15 protein-coding genes, 5 tRNA genes and 2 rRNA genes (1 of these 22 running past the window's edge) are annotated in these 15,869 nt (G+C 50.8%); 1 reads left to right on the top strand and 21 read right to left on the bottom strand.

Annotation, left to right across the window (positions count from 1 at the left end; translation table 11 throughout):
• Nucleotides 1–5 precede the first annotated feature (5 nt).
• The 19 genes from rplL to BTJ40_RS02555 form a co-directional block, all read right to left on the bottom strand.
• A complete protein-coding gene (rplL, locus tag BTJ40_RS02645) occupies nt 6–374 on the bottom strand; it encodes a 50S ribosomal protein L7/L12 (RefSeq protein ID WP_108731648.1) in 369 nt (122 codons plus the stop codon).
• 77 nt (nt 375–451) lie between these two features.
• Nucleotides 452–946 (bottom strand): 50S ribosomal protein L10, encoded by a 495-nt coding sequence (rplJ, locus tag BTJ40_RS02640; protein WP_108731647.1) that lies wholly within the window; start codon nt 944–946, stop codon nt 452–454.
• 277 nt (nt 947–1,223) lie between these two features.
• Nucleotides 1,224–1,919: a 50S ribosomal protein L1 gene (rplA, locus tag BTJ40_RS02635; protein ID WP_108731646.1), complete on the bottom strand. Its 696-nt coding sequence runs from the start codon at nt 1,917–1,919 to the stop codon at nt 1,224–1,226.
• On the bottom strand, nt 1,920–2,351 hold the full coding sequence (rplK, locus tag BTJ40_RS02630) for a 50S ribosomal protein L11 (RefSeq protein WP_108731645.1): 432 nt from the start codon (nt 2,349–2,351) through the stop codon (nt 1,920–1,922).
• A 154-nt stretch (nt 2,352–2,505) separates the two neighbouring features.
• Nucleotides 2,506–3,039, bottom strand: a complete 534-nt coding sequence (nusG, locus tag BTJ40_RS02625; RefSeq protein ID WP_108731644.1) for a transcription termination/antitermination protein NusG — start codon at nt 3,037–3,039, stop codon at nt 2,506–2,508.
• A gap of 10 nt (nt 3,040–3,049) precedes the next feature.
• Nucleotides 3,050–3,418 (bottom strand): preprotein translocase subunit SecE, encoded by a 369-nt coding sequence (gene secE / locus BTJ40_RS02620; protein ID WP_108731643.1) that lies wholly within the window; start codon nt 3,416–3,418, stop codon nt 3,050–3,052.
• A 116-nt stretch (nt 3,419–3,534) separates the two neighbouring features.
• Nucleotides 3,535–3,610: transfer RNA gene (locus tag BTJ40_RS02615), tRNA-Trp, on the bottom strand.
• A 97-nt stretch (nt 3,611–3,707) separates the two neighbouring features.
• Nucleotides 3,708–4,901, bottom strand: a complete 1,194-nt coding sequence (gene tuf, locus BTJ40_RS02610; protein ID WP_108731642.1) for an elongation factor Tu — start codon at nt 4,899–4,901, stop codon at nt 3,708–3,710.
• A gap of 129 nt (nt 4,902–5,030) precedes the next feature.
• A tRNA-Thr gene (locus tag BTJ40_RS02605) sits at nt 5,031–5,105 on the bottom strand.
• A gap of 69 nt (nt 5,106–5,174) precedes the next feature.
• Nucleotides 5,175–5,248: transfer RNA gene (locus tag BTJ40_RS02600), tRNA-Gly, on the bottom strand.
• A gap of 56 nt (nt 5,249–5,304) precedes the next feature.
• Nucleotides 5,305–5,388: transfer RNA gene (locus BTJ40_RS02595), tRNA-Tyr, on the bottom strand.
• Nucleotides 5,389–5,496: 108 nt separating this feature from the next.
• A tRNA-Thr gene (locus BTJ40_RS02590) sits at nt 5,497–5,572 on the bottom strand.
• Nucleotides 5,573–5,764: 192 nt separating this feature from the next.
• Nucleotides 5,765–6,265 (bottom strand): SPOR domain-containing protein, encoded by a 501-nt coding sequence (locus BTJ40_RS02585; protein WP_238152112.1) that lies wholly within the window; start codon nt 6,263–6,265, stop codon nt 5,765–5,767.
• Nucleotides 6,266–6,468: 203 nt separating this feature from the next.
• Entirely contained in the window at nt 6,469–7,206 is a 738-nt protein-coding gene (locus BTJ40_RS02580; RefSeq protein WP_108731640.1) for a type III pantothenate kinase, read from the bottom strand.
• A complete protein-coding gene (birA, locus tag BTJ40_RS02575) occupies nt 7,203–8,204 on the bottom strand; it encodes a bifunctional biotin--[acetyl-CoA-carboxylase] ligase/biotin operon repressor BirA (protein ID WP_238152111.1) in 1,002 nt (333 codons plus the stop codon). The genes BTJ40_RS02580 and birA overlap by 4 nt, the downstream gene beginning before the upstream one ends.
• A 5-nt stretch (nt 8,205–8,209) precedes the next feature.
• Nucleotides 8,210–9,328 (bottom strand): alanine racemase, encoded by a 1,119-nt coding sequence (gene alr / locus BTJ40_RS02570; protein WP_108731639.1) that lies wholly within the window; start codon nt 9,326–9,328, stop codon nt 8,210–8,212.
• A gap of 26 nt (nt 9,329–9,354) precedes the next feature.
• Complete coding sequence (locus tag BTJ40_RS02565; RefSeq protein WP_108731638.1) at nt 9,355–10,545, bottom strand: ABC transporter permease; 1,191 nt, start codon at nt 10,543–10,545, stop codon at nt 9,355–9,357.
• Nucleotides 10,542–11,279 (bottom strand): ATP-binding cassette domain-containing protein, encoded by a 738-nt coding sequence (locus BTJ40_RS02560; protein WP_108731637.1) that lies wholly within the window; start codon nt 11,277–11,279, stop codon nt 10,542–10,544. Before BTJ40_RS02560 ends, BTJ40_RS02565 begins: the two co-directional genes overlap by 4 nt.
• The gene (locus tag BTJ40_RS02555) at nt 11,276–12,724 is read right to left on the bottom strand and encodes an alpha/beta fold hydrolase (protein WP_238152110.1); all 1,449 of its coding nucleotides are present in this window, start codon (nt 12,722–12,724) and stop codon (nt 11,276–11,278) included. The genes BTJ40_RS02560 and BTJ40_RS02555 overlap by 4 nt, the downstream gene beginning before the upstream one ends.
• Before the next feature lie 154 nt (nt 12,725–12,878).
• Here BTJ40_RS02555 and BTJ40_RS02550 point away from each other — a divergent pair, with 154 nt between their 5' ends.
• A complete protein-coding gene (locus BTJ40_RS02550; RefSeq protein WP_108735144.1) occupies nt 12,879–13,838 on the top strand; it encodes a hypothetical protein in 960 nt (319 codons plus the stop codon).
• A gap of 741 nt (nt 13,839–14,579) precedes the next feature.
• Here the strand turns inward: BTJ40_RS02550 and rrf are convergent.
• Both rrf and BTJ40_RS02540 read right to left on the bottom strand, forming a co-directional pair.
• A 5S ribosomal RNA gene (gene rrf, locus BTJ40_RS02545) occupies nt 14,580–14,695 on the bottom strand.
• Nucleotides 14,696–14,898: 203 nt separating this feature from the next.
• Nucleotides 14,899–15,869, bottom strand: a 23S ribosomal RNA gene (locus BTJ40_RS02540); it runs 1,911 nt beyond the window's last position.

Raw genomic sequence — 15,869 nt, 5'->3', positions numbered from 1 at the left:
CCGAATTACTTCAGTTCTACAACTGCGCCAGCTTCTTCCAGCTCTTTCTTAGCTGCTTCAGCTTCGTCTTTGCTTACGCCTTCTTTCAGCGGGCTCGGAGCGCCGTCTACCAGACCTTTAGCTTCTTTCAAGCCCAGGCCAGTCAGGCCGCGAACAGCCTTGATCACGTTCACTTTCTTGTCGCCTGCAGAGGTCAGGATTACGTCGAAAGAGTCTTTCTCTTCAGCGGCAGCTTCGCCACCAGCCGGGCCAGCAACAACTGCTGCAGCAGCAGTTACGCCGAATTTCTCTTCCATTGCTTCGATCAGCTCAACAACATCCTTAACGGACATTTCGGCAACAGCATTGATGATATCTTCTTTAGTCAGAGACATGAGTCATTACCTGAATTGGTTTGAGCAGTAGCTGCTCATATTTCGTTTTGAAACTGCGATTCGCTCTAGCGAATAAATTACGCAGCTTCCTGCTCTTTTTGGTCGCGAACGGCCGCAATAGTGCGAACCAGCTTGCCAGCAGATGCTTCTTTCAACACGCTCATCAGCTTGGCGATCGCCTCGTCGTAAGTCGGCAGGCTTGCCAACAATGCGACGTCGGTGATCGCGCCTTCGAAGGCAGCACCTTTCAGTTCCAGCTTGTCATTGCCTTTAGCGAACTGGCTCAGGATGCGCGCGCCGGCACCTGGGTGTTCGTTAGAGAATGCAATGATGCTAGGACCTACGAATTTGTCAGTCAGACATTCGTATTCGGTACCTGCCAGAGCGCGACGCGCCAGAGTATTGCGGACGACTTTCAACCAAACGCCGTTCTCGCGAGCCTCTTTGCGCAGAGTGGTCATGTCATTCACGGTTACGCCGCGGGAATCCGCAACAACCGCAGACAGAGCACTTTCAGCAGCTTGCTGGACATCTGCGACAATCGCTTTCTTGTCTTCGAGTCCAATAGCCATAGTGTCACTCCTGGATTTGAAAAAAACCGGACTTAAACGTCCGATCCGTTCCGGTGCATAAAGCTCAAATCCAGTAAAAATACTGGTTTGGGCGACACCGTCTGCGTAGGCTCGAACCTCTCAATGGCCAACCTGGCCGAAGTTCGGATTAAGCCAGACACGCTAAACCTCAACGCACCTGACACCTACGGTCTTTGACGGCCCACCTTCTGCCAAAGCATTCAGGTGGACCCCAAAGTTCGATTTACTGAGAGGTGATCACACCCCGCAGTGATATTTAGATGTTCAAGGAAGACTGATCGATAACCAGACCCGGGCCCATAGTGGTGCTCAGGGTGATCTTCTTCAGATATACACCTTTTGCAGAAGCCGGCTTGGCTTTCTTCAGGTCGGCAACCAGAGCTTCCAGGTTCTCTTTCAGAGAGTTCGCATCGAAAGCAACTTTACCGATACCACCGTGGATAATGCCACCTTTGTCAGCGCGGAAACGCACCTGACCAGCTTTGGCATTTTTAACCGCAGTAGCAACGTCTGGAGTTACAGTGCCAGTCTTCGGGTTCGGCATCAGGCCGCGCGGGCCGAGGATTTGACCCAGCTGACCTACAACGCGCATCGCATCGGGGGAAGCGATTACTACGTCGAAGTCCATCTTGCCTGCTTTAACGTCGGCAGCCAGCTCGTCCATACCGATCAAGTCAGCGCCCGCTTCTTTAGCGGCGTCAGCGTTAGCACCCTGGGTGAAAACAGCTACGCGAACTTCTTTACCAGTACCGTGCGGCAAAGTGGTGGCACCGCGAACAGCCTGGTCGGATTTACGTGGGTCAATACCCAGGTTTACAGAAGCGTCTACAGTTTCTGCAAACTTAACGTTGGACAGCTCTTTCAGCAGAGCTACGGCTTCTTCGATGCCGTAAGCCTTACCAGCTTCAACTTTCTCAGCGATTACGCGCTGACGCTTGCTCAATTTAGCCACTTAGAGACCCTCCACTTCGATACCGGCGCTGCGAGCGGAACCGGCGATAGTGCGCACGGCCGCGTCCAAGTCGGATGCAGTCAGGTCTGCTTTCTTCATTTCTACGATCTCTTCCAGCTGAGCGCGGGTTACTTTACCCACTTTCTCAGTGTTCGGACGACCGGAACCGCTCTTGATCTTGGCAGCCTTGCGCAGCAGTACAGCGGCGGGCGGCGACTTCATGATGAAGGTGAAAGAGCGGTCGTTGTATACAGAGATTACAACTGGAACTGGCAGACCAGGCTCAAGGCTCTGGGTCTGGGCGTTGAACGCCTTACAGAATTCCATGATGTTCACACCGTGCTGGCCCAGTGCGGGACCAACGGGCGGACTCGGGTTGGCCTGGCCGGCCTTAACTTGTAGCTTGATATAAGCTTCTACTTTCTTAGCCATTACAGCTCTCCTCTAGTTGGGTATTAACGCCTGCCACTCAGCCATAAGGTTTAAGGGCAAGCTCCCCGAACCCCGAAATGAAAACTCATTTTTCGGGGACGCGAAAACCCCCTTCCACCTCGCGGCGAAAGGGGGCAAAAAATTTATACTGGAATCAGGTCTTCTCTACCTGACTGAACTCCAGTTCAACCGGGGTGGAACGTCCGAAGATCAATACAGCCACTCGCAAGCGACTCTTCTCGTAGTTAACCTCTTCAACCACACCGTTGAAATCATTAAACGGACCGTCGATAACCCGAACCATTTCACCGGGTTCAAACAGAGTCTTGGGCTTGGGCTTATCGGCGGAATCGTCGATGCGATTCAGGATAGCCTGCGCTTCGCGGTCAGTAATCGGGGCTGGCTTATCCGCCTTACCGCCGATAAAACCCAGTACTCGGGGAGTTTCTTTCACCAAGTGCCAGGTATCGTCATTCAATTCCATTTCTACCAGGACATAGCCCGGGAAAAACTTGCGCTCACTCTTACGCTTTTGTCCTGCGCGCATCTCAACCACTTCTTCCGTGGGAACCAGGACCTCACCAAACAGGTGGTCCATTTCGTTCAGCTCAATGCGCTCTTTCAGGGAGCTGGCGACACGCTTCTCATAGCCCGAGTAAGCCTGGACCACATACCAATTCTTTGACATGTATCAACCTTTAGCCGATAAATTTGGAAGCCGCCCAACCCAGAGCCGAATCAAGCGCCCACAAGATAAGCGCCATAATCAACACGAAAACAACCACAATCGCTGTGGTCTGGGTTGCTTCTTGGCGGGTCGGCCAAACCACACGCCTGACTTCAGTTTGCGCTTCGCGCAACAGTTGCCACAACGCATTGCCTTTGGCGGTATTTACAGCCACAACCAGAGCTACCAGACAGATGGCAGTTACTGCCAACACTCGGTAAAACAAAGGGAATTCGGCGTAATATGAATTGCCTGCAACAGCACCGCCCACCAGCAGCACTATTAACAACCACTTCAGACCGTCAAGACGAAAGGTTTTCGCTTCTGTTTTAGCATTCATATAAGAAGCCCTTAGCGCACTATAGATAATCTTTTAGCGCTCATAAACACAAAAGCCCCACTGACAAGTAGGGTTTTGCGACACCCCTAAGCTTATCTAAGCGGAGTGATTAAAAATGGCAGGCCAGGAGGGACTCGAACCCCCAACACCCGGTTTTGGAGACCGGTGCTCTACCAATTGAACTACTGGCCTGTACAGTGTGAGCACTTTCGCACTCAAAGATGAGAGAGCTACAGGAACTCTCCCACCTGGTGCACCACATAGAATATTGTGATGCAGAAATCAAAGATTACTCAATGATCTTAGCAACAACGCCCGCACCTACGGTACGACCACCTTCGCGGATAGCGAAGCGCAGGCCGTCTTCCATGGCGATCGGAGCGATCAGGGTAACAACCATTTGAATGTTGTCGCCCGGCATTACCATTTCAGTACCTTCCGGCAGCTCTACCGCACCAGTTACATCGGTAGTACGGAAGTAGAACTGAGGACGGTAGCCTTTGAAGAACGGCGTGTGACGACCACCTTCGTCCTTGGACAGTACATACACTTCCGCTTCGAACTTGGTGTGCGGAGTGATGGAGCCCGGCTTAGCCAGTACCTGACCACGCTCTACTTCGTCACGCTTGGTGCCGCGCAGCAGTGCGCCGATGTTCTCACCAGCACGACCTTCGTCGAGCAGCTTGCGGAACATTTCAACACCAGTACAGGTAGTAGTGGTGGTTTCTTTGATACCAACGATTTCGATCTCGTCGCCAGTGTTGATCACACCGCGCTCTACACGACCAGTTACAACAGTACCACGGCCAGAGATAGAGAATACGTCTTCGATCGGCATCAGGAACGGCTGATCTACAGCGCGCTCTGGCTCAGGGATGTACTCGTCCAGAGTCTCTACCAGCTTCTTAACAGCGGTAGTACCCATTTCGTTGTCGTCTTCGCCGTTCAGGGCCATCAGAGCGGAACCAACGATGATCGGAGTGTCGTCACCTGGGAACTCGTACTGATCCAGAAGTTCGCGAACTTCCATTTCTACCAGCTCGAGCAGCTCTTCGTCGTCTACCATGTCCGCTTTGTTCAGGAATACAACGATGTAAGGTACACCTACCTGACGGGAAAGCAGGATGTGCTCGCGAGTCTGCGGCATGGGGCCGTCAGCTGCGGAACATACCAGGATAGCGCCGTCCATCTGAGCAGCACCGGTGATCATGTTCTTAACGTAGTCGGCGTGTCCCGGGCAGTCTACGTGAGCATAGTGGCGAGTCGGGGACTCGTACTCAACGTGAGAAGTAGCGATGGTGATACCGCGCTCACGCTCTTCCGGTGCATTGTCGATACCGTCGAAAGCAACAGCGTCACCGCCCCAAACTTCCGCACATACGCGGGTCAGAGCAGCGGTCAGGGTGGTTTTACCGTGGTCAACGTGACCGATGGTGCCCACGTTCACGTGGGGCTTGGAACGTTCAAACTTTTCTTTTGCCATTGCAGCCTCCTATATATAGGCGAGCCGATAACGGCACCACCCACGTCCAGAACATGCACATCCGACCCGGAAAATCCGACCCCGGACACAAACAACCGCAAGAGCTTTCACTCTTGCGGTTATATAAAATGGAGCTCATGGGCGGATTTGAACCGCCGACCTCACCCTTACCAAGGGTGTGCTCTACCCCTGAGCTACATGAGCTAAAATCTTGCCAATAACGGCATCTTAAAATGTTGCACCCTGGAGAGCATTCCAACCAACCCCAAAACTTGGAGCGGGCAGCGGGGATCGAACCCGCATCATCAGCTTGGAAGGCTGAGGTTCTACCATTGAACTATGCCCGCTTTCGGGACCTCCATGCGAAACCCTTCGATTTCGCGCAACACCCTAAGGTGTAATATGGTGCAGGGGGGTGGATTCGAACCACCGAAGCTTTCGCGTCAGATTTACAGTCTGATCCCTTTGGCCACTCGGGAACCCCTGCTCAAAGCGGTGTGCATTGTCTACACATCTCGCTGCACTGTCAACAATTTTTCTTTAAATTTCACATACTTAGCAGCGAAACCTAATTTTGACAGCTACGGGATAAAAATGGAGCTGGCGAGAGGAGTCGAACCCCCGACCGGCTGATTACAAGTCAGCTGCTCTACCAACTGAGCTACGCCAGCCCTATCCCGTTCATTGCCGAAGTTGATAAGTCACCCTCGTCAATGGAGGCGGGATTCTATGGGAACTTATCTCGACACGCAACACCCTTTTTGCAGATAAATCATATTTTTTATGTCGTCTATTCCAACCTGCTGAAAAAAACAGCGATTCGAGACGCTCCTTGACAAATTTGTGATAAATCCGCCTTTTTGTTAACCAAGCACTTCCGAACAAAGATTCGGGCGCCTATCCAAATCCGGGTATTCATTTTGCAGTTGCCGCCAGAATTCTGTGGCGAGGCTTTCCGCGCTGCCGGGGGGCATCACGATCCATCGCTCCATATAAGTCTGCGGCTCTTCTTTAAATTGGGCACTAACGCCCCTTCCCTTCAAATCAGCAGTATGAGATTCGGCCCTGGTCCGCTCACTAAAAATTCCAAATGAAATTCCATTCTCCAGAGCGCCCTTGGGAATGACATAGCTGTCGATCCCCTGAGACTGTAGCTCACGCAAGCGATTGTAGGCTTCCCGCCTTGAACTCAATGGCGGCAGGTATACCCAATAGCGCATCTGCCCCTGCATTTCTATTTCTCGCAGCTCTGCCTTGACCTGCAAGGACTGGATTCGCTGCAAAAGATCTTCACCCCGGTACTCCTCCGCAAAGGGGCCCAGCAGGGTACAGAGCTGCTCAACCTCAAAGGACTCCTTACTCAATCTGCCACTCTTCTCTAGGACAGGGAGTTTTTCAGAAGATATCTCACTAACGAGGGTAATTGTTTTGCCCTCCGATTCGAGAGGGTTCGGGCTCTTACTGCTAGCCACCTGGGGAACTGGTGACACCAACATATACCAGGCGAAAAGCACTGTATTCAGAGCAACTAAAGAAAGGGCTATCCAGCGCATAACAAAGTAAATTTTTATGGATTACTAAGGGCCAGTCCATCCATCACCAGATCTGGAACCAGGCGATGCTCGTGCTGGTAAACTGCGGAGAGCAACTGCGCATCCCCACCGGTCAGCCACAACAATGGAAGTGAACCAGAGCGGGACCGCAACTCCTCCATTGCCCGATCAACCGCGCCCAACACCATTAGCAGGAGGCCCCGGTTTATCGCTTCATTGGTATTGCGGCCAGCCCCCAATGTTTTTGTCAGGGCCAACTCCTCACGACTTTTTGCTGCATGGGTATCGGCACTGAGGGCGCGATTCATCAATCCAAAGCCGGGTACGATATATCCTCCGATGTGGCGTCCACTATTGTCCAGCAAATCCAGAGTGACCGCACTGCCACAATCCACAATTAATGATGCACGGGAAGATTGCTGGTAGGCCGCTAACATTGCCAGCCAGCGATCCACTCCCAGGGCGGAGTGGTCTTCATAGCCACATATTACCCCGGCACACTGTGGCGCAACTGCGGAAAACTCAACCTCCAGTGTGAACAGGTTACGGGCCACCTGGCTCAAAAATTCAGCGACGATGGGGCCAGCAACATTCACCACCCGAAAACGCTGGGGCGTTAAGTCTGCCCAGCCGAAAGGCATTACCTGCTCTCGCAACTGAGCTGTTTCGATATCCCCACGGGCGATAACCTCGCCTTCAACCAGGTATCGCCACTTGCCGCGGGTATTACCGACGTCCAACTCTAAGATCAAACCTGCCCCCGTAAAGAAATCTCACCCCCATGGAATGACTTTTTCCCATCATCGGTATCTAGCAACAAGGCCCCCTTCTCATCGACACCAGCGACAACCCCTCGCCAGCTCAGGCTGCCGGATTGCAACTGAACCTGCTGCCCGGCAAACTGGTCGAGAGTTGACCATGTATCCCGGTAGGCCGCAAAGCCCTTCTCCGGATAAGTTGCTAACATCGGTAACAGCTCGCTCAAAATCGCTGCGGTTAATTCATTGCGGCCAATTCCGGGGCGAACCTGCTGCAGATCCGCCCAGGGCTGATCTATCTCCTCAGCAACCTTAGCGCTAAGACCATTATTCAATCCAACTCCGATAACAACCGAACAGCGATCAGTTAAATCCCCTTTTAACTCAAGAAGTACTCCAGCCAATTTACGCCCCTGGCACCACACATCATTCGGCCACTTCAGACGCACACCCGGTACAGAGAAACGGGCGAGCGCCTGGGCCACGGCAACCCCAACAGCGAGACTCAGACCTTCCAGGCTCTGCACCCCGCCACTAAACTCCCAGCCCACCGAGAGACTGATACTAGTGCCGTAAGGGCTGACCCAATTGCGGCCGCGACGACCCCGGCCAGCACTTTGCCGCTCGGCGAGCATCACAACAGCGTGTCCCCCACCCTCTTCGATACGCTCTAAGAGCAGGGAGTTTGTTGAACTCACCTCATCAAAGATAAATAATTCACGCAAAAGCCTTCTGGCTGAAGAATCCAGGTGAGCGTTAACAGCCCGCTCTGACAACAAATCGAGCCCATCGGGTAAGCGGTAACCGCGTCCCTTGACAGACTCCAGTGTCAGACCGTAATGCTCAAGCTTTTGTAATTGTTTCCAGACAGCGGCTCTACTGACCCCCAGGGCGTTCCCGAGAGATTCTCCCGAGTGCATTTCTCCATCCGCCAAAAGCTCCAGCACCGGACGAAGCTGTTCTAGAGGTGTTTTTACGGCAACATCCTGCAACTTGATTAACCTTTTATGTAGCGGCGATCATAGCGGTGTCCGAGACTTGTCAGGACCTCATATCCGATAGTCCCGGCATAGCCGGCAACCTCATCCACCGTAAGCTGTTCATTGAGAATCTCGATCGAGTTTATGGAGTCGCGCTCCTCTTTATTGAGACCGGAAATATCAAAAGTGGTGGAATCCATAGATATACGCCCAATAATAGGCAGGGGCCGCCCATGGGCCCAACCTCGTCCGCGCCCCCCCTGAGATCGCATAATGCCATCGGCATACCCCCCCCGAGCTACTGCCAACCAACTGTTACCGGGAATTTCCTGGGTCGCACCATATCCCACCGCCCGGGGCTGACTGACATAGCGCTTTTGTACAATTGGCAACCCTAAAGTGACAGTTGGACGCATCGGGTTTTCAGATCCGGGAACAGGATTCAGGCCATACAAAGCGGAGCCGGGTCGGACGATATCAAAGTGATAGTCCTCTCCCAAAAATATACCCGATGAGTTCGCCAGGCTAAGCAGGATATCGGGGCACAATTCACGCAAGCGATCACTCGCTTCTCTAAACTGGCGCAATTGAATCTGATTCTGGGGATGCAGAGGCTCATCGGCACAGGCGAGATGACTGAGAAGTATCTGTACATCAGCCGCTTCCAGAAGCGGACGATCCTTGAGCAACAGCTCAAACTCTTCTGGGGACAATCCCAGTCGGGTCATACCAGAATCGACCTTCAGGGCACAGGGAGCCTCCAGTTGCAACTGCTCACGGATCTCCACCCAGCGTCTCAGTTGTTCGAGGGTAAACAGCGTGGGAATCAAACCGGCGCGGGCGCACTCCAATTCAGCACCGGGCCTTACACCAGTCAGGATAACGATATTCACATCTTCGCCGAGAGCACTGCGCAAGCGCTGCCCCTCGGCCTGGGTGGCAACAAAGAAATCGCGGCACCCCTGGGCGTATAACGCCGGTACTATGTGAGCCATTCCCAGACCATAAGCATCTGCTTTCACAACGGCACCGCAGCGGGTACCCGTCCCCAGCCGACCGACCAGGTCCAAATAGTTATCTGCAATGGCCTTCAGATTGATGCTTAACAGCCCTTCGCGAAAGTCACTGTCACTCATGCCGGTACAACTCTCTAATCATTAAGCTAGGTAGCTCCGAGCAGACTCTCTCGCTGCAGTGCTCGGGCACCGCCTAATATACACCCAACAACCAACAAAAGGCTGACCAGTGAGCCAGCTACCATTAGCCCTGCAGAAACACCCTCCCCAACCAGCAGAGCCTTAAACCACTGCTGCTGTGCCACCAGGGGGACCAACTGCCATACGGGTTCTTTCAACTCTATGGCTGACATATCCAGGATTAACAACATAGTGACAGGTAAAATCTGCAATATGCTCAATTGGGTTTGCGCATCCTTAAATGACTGCGATCTCAACGCCAATAATATTTGCATAACAGCAACTAAAAGAGCCAGTGGCAGCAGGGCAAGTGCCATAGCAACCATGCCACTCAGCGTAGTGGCTTGTTGTATCCCCATCTCAGCCAAAGGCAAAAATGGGAAAACGGCCATCAGTGAAATTAGCGCAAGAATCGAAGATAGCCAACTGATGCTGGCTACAGCGAGAACCTTGGCCAACACCACTTGCCAGGCCGCCAGCGGTTGCTGCAATAAAACCTCAAAACTCATTCTCTCCCGCTCTCCGGCAGAAGCATCAATTGACGAAGACAAGCAACCTATAAACAAAGTCATTATCAAGAGTGTCGGTATTGAGCCAACAATCCAAGCACTGCGGGTAGAGGGTGTACTCACATCCCTGACCTGTACCTGCCAGGGTGCCATTATTTTTAGTGGGACTCCCCTAGCGACCATTCTTTGTTGAACAACAAGCTGTTGTAGCTCACCCAGCTTTTGTTGAACATGACTCGCACCTTGCCCGCTGAAACGATCGGAGCTATCGATATACAAATAAACCTTTGGGCTACGGAAATTGCGGTAATCCGTAGAAAAACCCTCATCAATTATCACAACCGCATCGTAACCTTCCTCGAGCAAAGCAGCAGGATCACCTTCCGGCAAACTATCCAGTTCTACCTGCCCTTTGCGCAGCTGCTGCTCCAGTACGGGTAAATCCTGGCCTCCTAGTAAGGCTAGCTTGAACGCCCTCTCCCCCTGAGACTTAAACATAAACAGCGTCATCGAAGCGATCATTCCTGGAAATAAAATGGCGAACAGCAACGACAAGAACAGTGCTCGTCGATCGCGCCAAACCTCTAATAACTCCTTTTTTAGTAAAGCGGACATCGCGGGAGTAATTAACAGGTTTAAAAATTTCATGCCACCACCTCCCCTTCAATCCCATAAGCCAGACTAACGAAACTATCTTCCAGGTTTTTACAGCCTGTACGCTCAATAAGTTCTTCAGGCTTACCACTATCGACAATAGCACCATTAGCCATCACCAATACCCGGTCCGATAACTCGGCAACCTCAGCCATAATATGACTGGAAAATAAAATGGCTACGCCCTCAGCGCGCAACCTTAAAAGTGTTTTCCTCAGTAATCTTGCTGCAAGCACATCAAGCCCGCGAGTAGGCTCGTCGAGTATTAAATGTTTAGGTCTGTGGACCAATGCCCGTGCCAGGGACACTTTCATTCTCTCCCCTTGAGAAAAACCTTTTGTACGACGCTGCCACAAACTCCCTAACTCTAATTCTTCTCGAACGGAGCTTAATGCATGCTGAAGTGCTACACCGGATAACCCTTGGGCGCTGGCAAAAAATGACAAGTACTCAGCCACGGTAAGACGGTCATAAAGCCCTTCACGATCACCAACAACGCCCAGCTGGCGCCTGACCTTCAAAGGCTTCTCGGCAACATTGAGCCCATCAACAAATACTGCACCTTCATCCGCTTTAACCAAGCCCGTTATAATTCTCAGGCATGTGGTCTTACCGGCCCCATTGGCTCCCAATAAGGCTGTGATCCGGCCGTCTGGTATGTCGAAGTTCAGATCATTGAGTACCCTTTGCCCAGCGAACTGTTTGTAGATAGACTCAACGGCAATCATTTATTATCTCCTTGCCCCGATAGCAATTCACTAGATGCCGCCTTATCAATTTCCGGGCCAAAAGCGCCTGCCATAAACGGTGGCCTTTGAATTTCAGTAATACAATTACTATCCAAAGAGTTAAGCGGAGATTTTAGGAAGTCATTTATTAGCTTTGGTATACAGCCTCGCATGGTATTGATATGTCCACCACCTGGAACCACTAATTGCTTTGACTCAGTGAGATAGTCCAAGCTTTGTTCTGCATAGTAATACGGGGTAATAGGGTCAGCCTCCCCGGAAATAATTAAAACCGGATGACTCCTTTCTTCAGGGACTCCATAAACGATAGGTGATACAGGCCATACCTTGCACCCCTCAGCAAAAATTTCAAAAAAAGCATCGCCTAAAAAACTATCGCGGATATCTACTGCTAACTCTTCCTCGGAAGTACGATTTAACTCTTCAGCACAGGCAACCGATAAGGTGAGCCCCATAGACATACTGCCATCGTCAGATAAAAGTCCGGCTAGTCCCGAGAGCGGTAAATAATTACCCTCTTCAACTTGACTGATAGTGTAAGGCAGTTGAGCGGCTGTCTCAGGCGTATAGAGTGCGGTTCTTATAAGGTTTTGCAAAAAGCTGCGAGGAGTTTCAGCTTCTATCTTGTTGCCAGAATGTGGGTCCGGGAAATTCACAGCCCTTTCATCCCAGTGGGTAAGCAAGTTATCCAGTGAAGATCTCCAGTCGCCAAATGCAGAACACACCGGATCGCGATTACAGTCTTCCTCAAGTTTTATAAGTGCGTTCTCTGCGGCTTGTGCGGTAAGAAAAACTTTCGTGTCTATAGGTGCTACAGCATCCAAAATCAAGACACTTAAACTATCGGGGAACCATTGCTGGTAAAGAAGTGCGGTACGGGTTCCCCACGATCCCCCCCATAAAGCTATTTTTTTATGGCCTAAGTGAAGCCGTACTTTTTCAAGATCTTCCACTGCCTGGCGGCTATGCAGGGTTTTCGCAAAGGCCGCATTTTCATGGTAACAAGTTGCGAATTGATCGGTGATCGCATCCAGGTCCATATGGACCTCCCCGTCGATTCCACAATCAAATGCAGCCGAATAACCTGAACCACGCCTATCGACGAGAACGATCGCCCTACTCTGGTTGACTTTATACAAAGCGTTTAGGATCGGTGTCAGGTAGCTGGCCGCTTGGCCGGGACCGCCGGCCAGTAAATACAGGGGTTCCAACCCAACATCATTAACCGCAGGGGCTATCATTATCGCTAAATCTACCGCGGCTTCACCTTCACCAACAGGTATCTTTTTACAGCGCAGGGCATTACTCCAACCATCCAAATAGCAAGAATCGAAGTTATTAACCTCCGTCTCCTCTGCAACTGCCGGAGACAGCATTACAAAGAATCCGATCGCAACGATCACACACCCCTGTATCCAGGCCACCGCTCACCCCCTATCCATCGCATTTAACCCAGCCAGTGTATCGAACTGCCTCTAAGGTGTCGTCATCCAACAAAAGACAGATAATTGCATTTGCATTAGCGCCTATCCCTGCACAGTGGTATGGTTTCTTATTTACTTGCCCATGATTGCACCCATGAGCTTTTCAGACCGAGAAAAACACCTAATTCGAGCCGCCTTTGCCTGGGGCCAAATCACACAACAGGAAGGCTATACACTTTCTGATCTTGAAATTGAAAAGTCGGTACTTTTCCGACGACTGCTCGGTGGCCGACCGCCACTGGCATTTCCACCACCCTTGCGCCATGGTTTTCCCTGGTACGATGTTATTGAAGGGCGTAGCGAACACTTAGTGAGTGCCTCTGAAGCCTCACCCGAGTGCAGCATCATTGCACCTGGATGTAAGCTTGGCGATACCTGCATACTTATCGATGGTGCTTTTTGGCGCGTAGTTGAAACTGTTCGCGAGCAAGAAGAATATATCGTTGAGTGGGGCCAATACCCAATGCAGTGGCGCCTGAAAAAGCATTGGGAAGTGAACTATGAAATGACTCAACAACTTCATAGTTTTCGCAAAGACAACCCCAATGCAGAAGTAAGCTTTGACAACTATTTAAGTCAAAGGGAATACCGGGAATTTCGAATAGACGATGACCAGACTGTTTGGCTTTGCGAATGGCAATTAAACCGCACCAGCCTCTCTGGCTGGGTTTGGGTGGGGGCAATACTTCCTCTTCCCGATTATCAGCTCACCCCGGTATTCGACGATGATCAAGGTCCGGTTATTCTCGGTGAGAATGGTAATACCAGTGGAATGGCATGGCTTCGTATTGAGGATGCCAAGGATGAATACCGCTTTGTTAAGCTCTTGGGTACCTACGATTATCAGTCTTTGATTACCGCGACCACCAGCGATCTGAAAGCTTTCTTACAAGACTTACAGCAAGAGGAATCAGCAGACATTGAGGTATTGGATTGGCACCAAGATAAAGTTGTACGACGCTTCGCCCTGCCCTCTGAACTGGTTCCACTGGAAGATCTCAGCCTGAACGATATGAATTTTGATCTCGTTCCAGATAATGCCTTCGCCTACTAACTTCTCAAGCCCCACCCAGTGGGGCTTTTTTATCCCCAACGGTTTATCTCCCACACACTGGCGTACCAATCAGCCACAGTAATCCACAGATTTATCGCCCATGACTCTGTTAATAACTGATGGCTGTTTTATGGCGCCTTTGTTACCAACAGAAACCATGGATAGAGCTGTGTATAACTCCGGGATATCCCTTGCCAGCCCCATGTTTCCTTGGCTGCAGTAGAGGCGAGTAAAAAAGCAGCACTTTTTGCGTGGATTTCCACAGCTTTGCGTTATTAACAGAAAGGCTGGATAGACTTGTGTATAACTTTAATAAATGGGCTACAGGGCCCGTGGTTACAGGGATTTAATATAACGACTAAAAAATCACCGATAGTTTTTTGGGCTAATTCTAATTTTTGGCGGGAGTGGTAGCGGTACTTTTTCTTGTTTTTAATTTGCTTTTTACTGAGTCATTTTTTGAGTAAAGCCTGGAAGAGTTGGCTGGAAGTCAGCTTAAATACCTATTTTTAGCGGTTTATTTTTTCGAGTGGCAGACCGGTTAAATCAGCTGGGATTATTTTTTGTTTTTTTCTTATTTATTTTTAATTTATCTGATTTTTTCAAATTCAAATCAGACCGCAAAAATTAATTTTTAATTATTTTTCTATTTGTGTTTTTGTTGAGGGCTTTATTTTTTTAATCATTTTTTTCAGCCATAAAAAAAGGGCCACCCTGTTGGGTGGCCCTTTCGGATTAGAAGCCTGACGATGACCTACTCTCACATGGGGAAGCCCCACACTACCATCGGCGATGTTGCGTTTCACTTCTGAGTTCGGCAAGGGATCAGGTGGTTCCACAACTCTATTGTCGTCAGGCAAACTGGCTTGGGTTGGCGTTGGTCTTATAAGCAATGTGCTTGGCCTGCCGCGTTATCGCTGTTTGCCTCGGTCATGTTGTTGACCGGCGATAACCCCAAATAAGTCGGTAAAACAATCTGTAGTAATACACCGCAAGCGATCATATGTCTCTAACTCACAATCCGCTAGCTTCGCTAGTCGTTAGTAACCATCTCTGTTGTATGGTCAAGCCGCACGGGCAATTAGTACTGGTTAGCTCAACGCCTCACAACGCTTCCACACCCAGCCTATCAACGTGGTAGTCTTCCACGGCCCTTCAGGAGGCTCAAGGCCTCAGGGAGATCTTATCTTGAAGGAGGCTTCCCGCTTAGATGCTTTCAGCGGTTATCCCGTCCGAACATAGCTACCCGGCAATGCCACTGGCGTGACAACCGGAACACCAGAGGTTCGTTCACTCCGGTCCTCTCGTACTAGGAGCAACTCTTCTCAAATCTCCAACGCCCACGGCAGATAGGGACCGAACTGTCTCACGACGTTCTAAACCCAGCTCGCGTACCACTTTAAATGGCGAACAGCCATACCCTTGGGACCGGCTTCAGCCCCAGGATGTGATGAGCCGACATCGAGGTGCCAAACACCGCCGTCGATGTGAACTCTTGGGCGGTATCAGCCTGTTATCCCCGGAGTACCTTTTATCCGTTGAGCGATGGCCCTTCCATACAGAACCACCGGATCACTATGACCTACTTTCGTACCTGCTCGACATGTCTGTCTCGCAGTCAAGCGCACTTATACCATTATGCTCATTGCATGATTTCCGACCATGCTGAGTGCACCTTCGTACTCCTCCGTTACTCTTTGGGAGGAGACCGCCCCAGTCAAACTACCCACCATACACTGTCCTCGATCCGGATAACGGACCAGAGTTAGAACCTCAAACATACCAGGGTGGTATTTCAAGGACGGCTCCACAACAACTAGCGTCGCTGCTTCAAAGCCTCCCACCTATCCTACACAAATAGGCTCAAAGTTCAGTGCAAAGCTGTAGTAAAGGTTCACGGGGTCTTTCCGTCTAGCCGCGGGTACACTGCATCTTAACAGCGATTTCAATTTCACTGAGTCTCTGGTGGAGACAGCGTGGCCATCGTTACGCCATTCGTGCAGGTCGGAACTTACCCGACAAGGAATTTCG

Source organism: Microbulbifer sp. A4B17, assembly GCF_003076275.1.
Classification (GTDB): domain Bacteria; phylum Pseudomonadota; class Gammaproteobacteria; order Pseudomonadales; family Cellvibrionaceae; genus Microbulbifer.
This window is presented reverse-complemented; position numbering and strand designations above follow the sequence as displayed.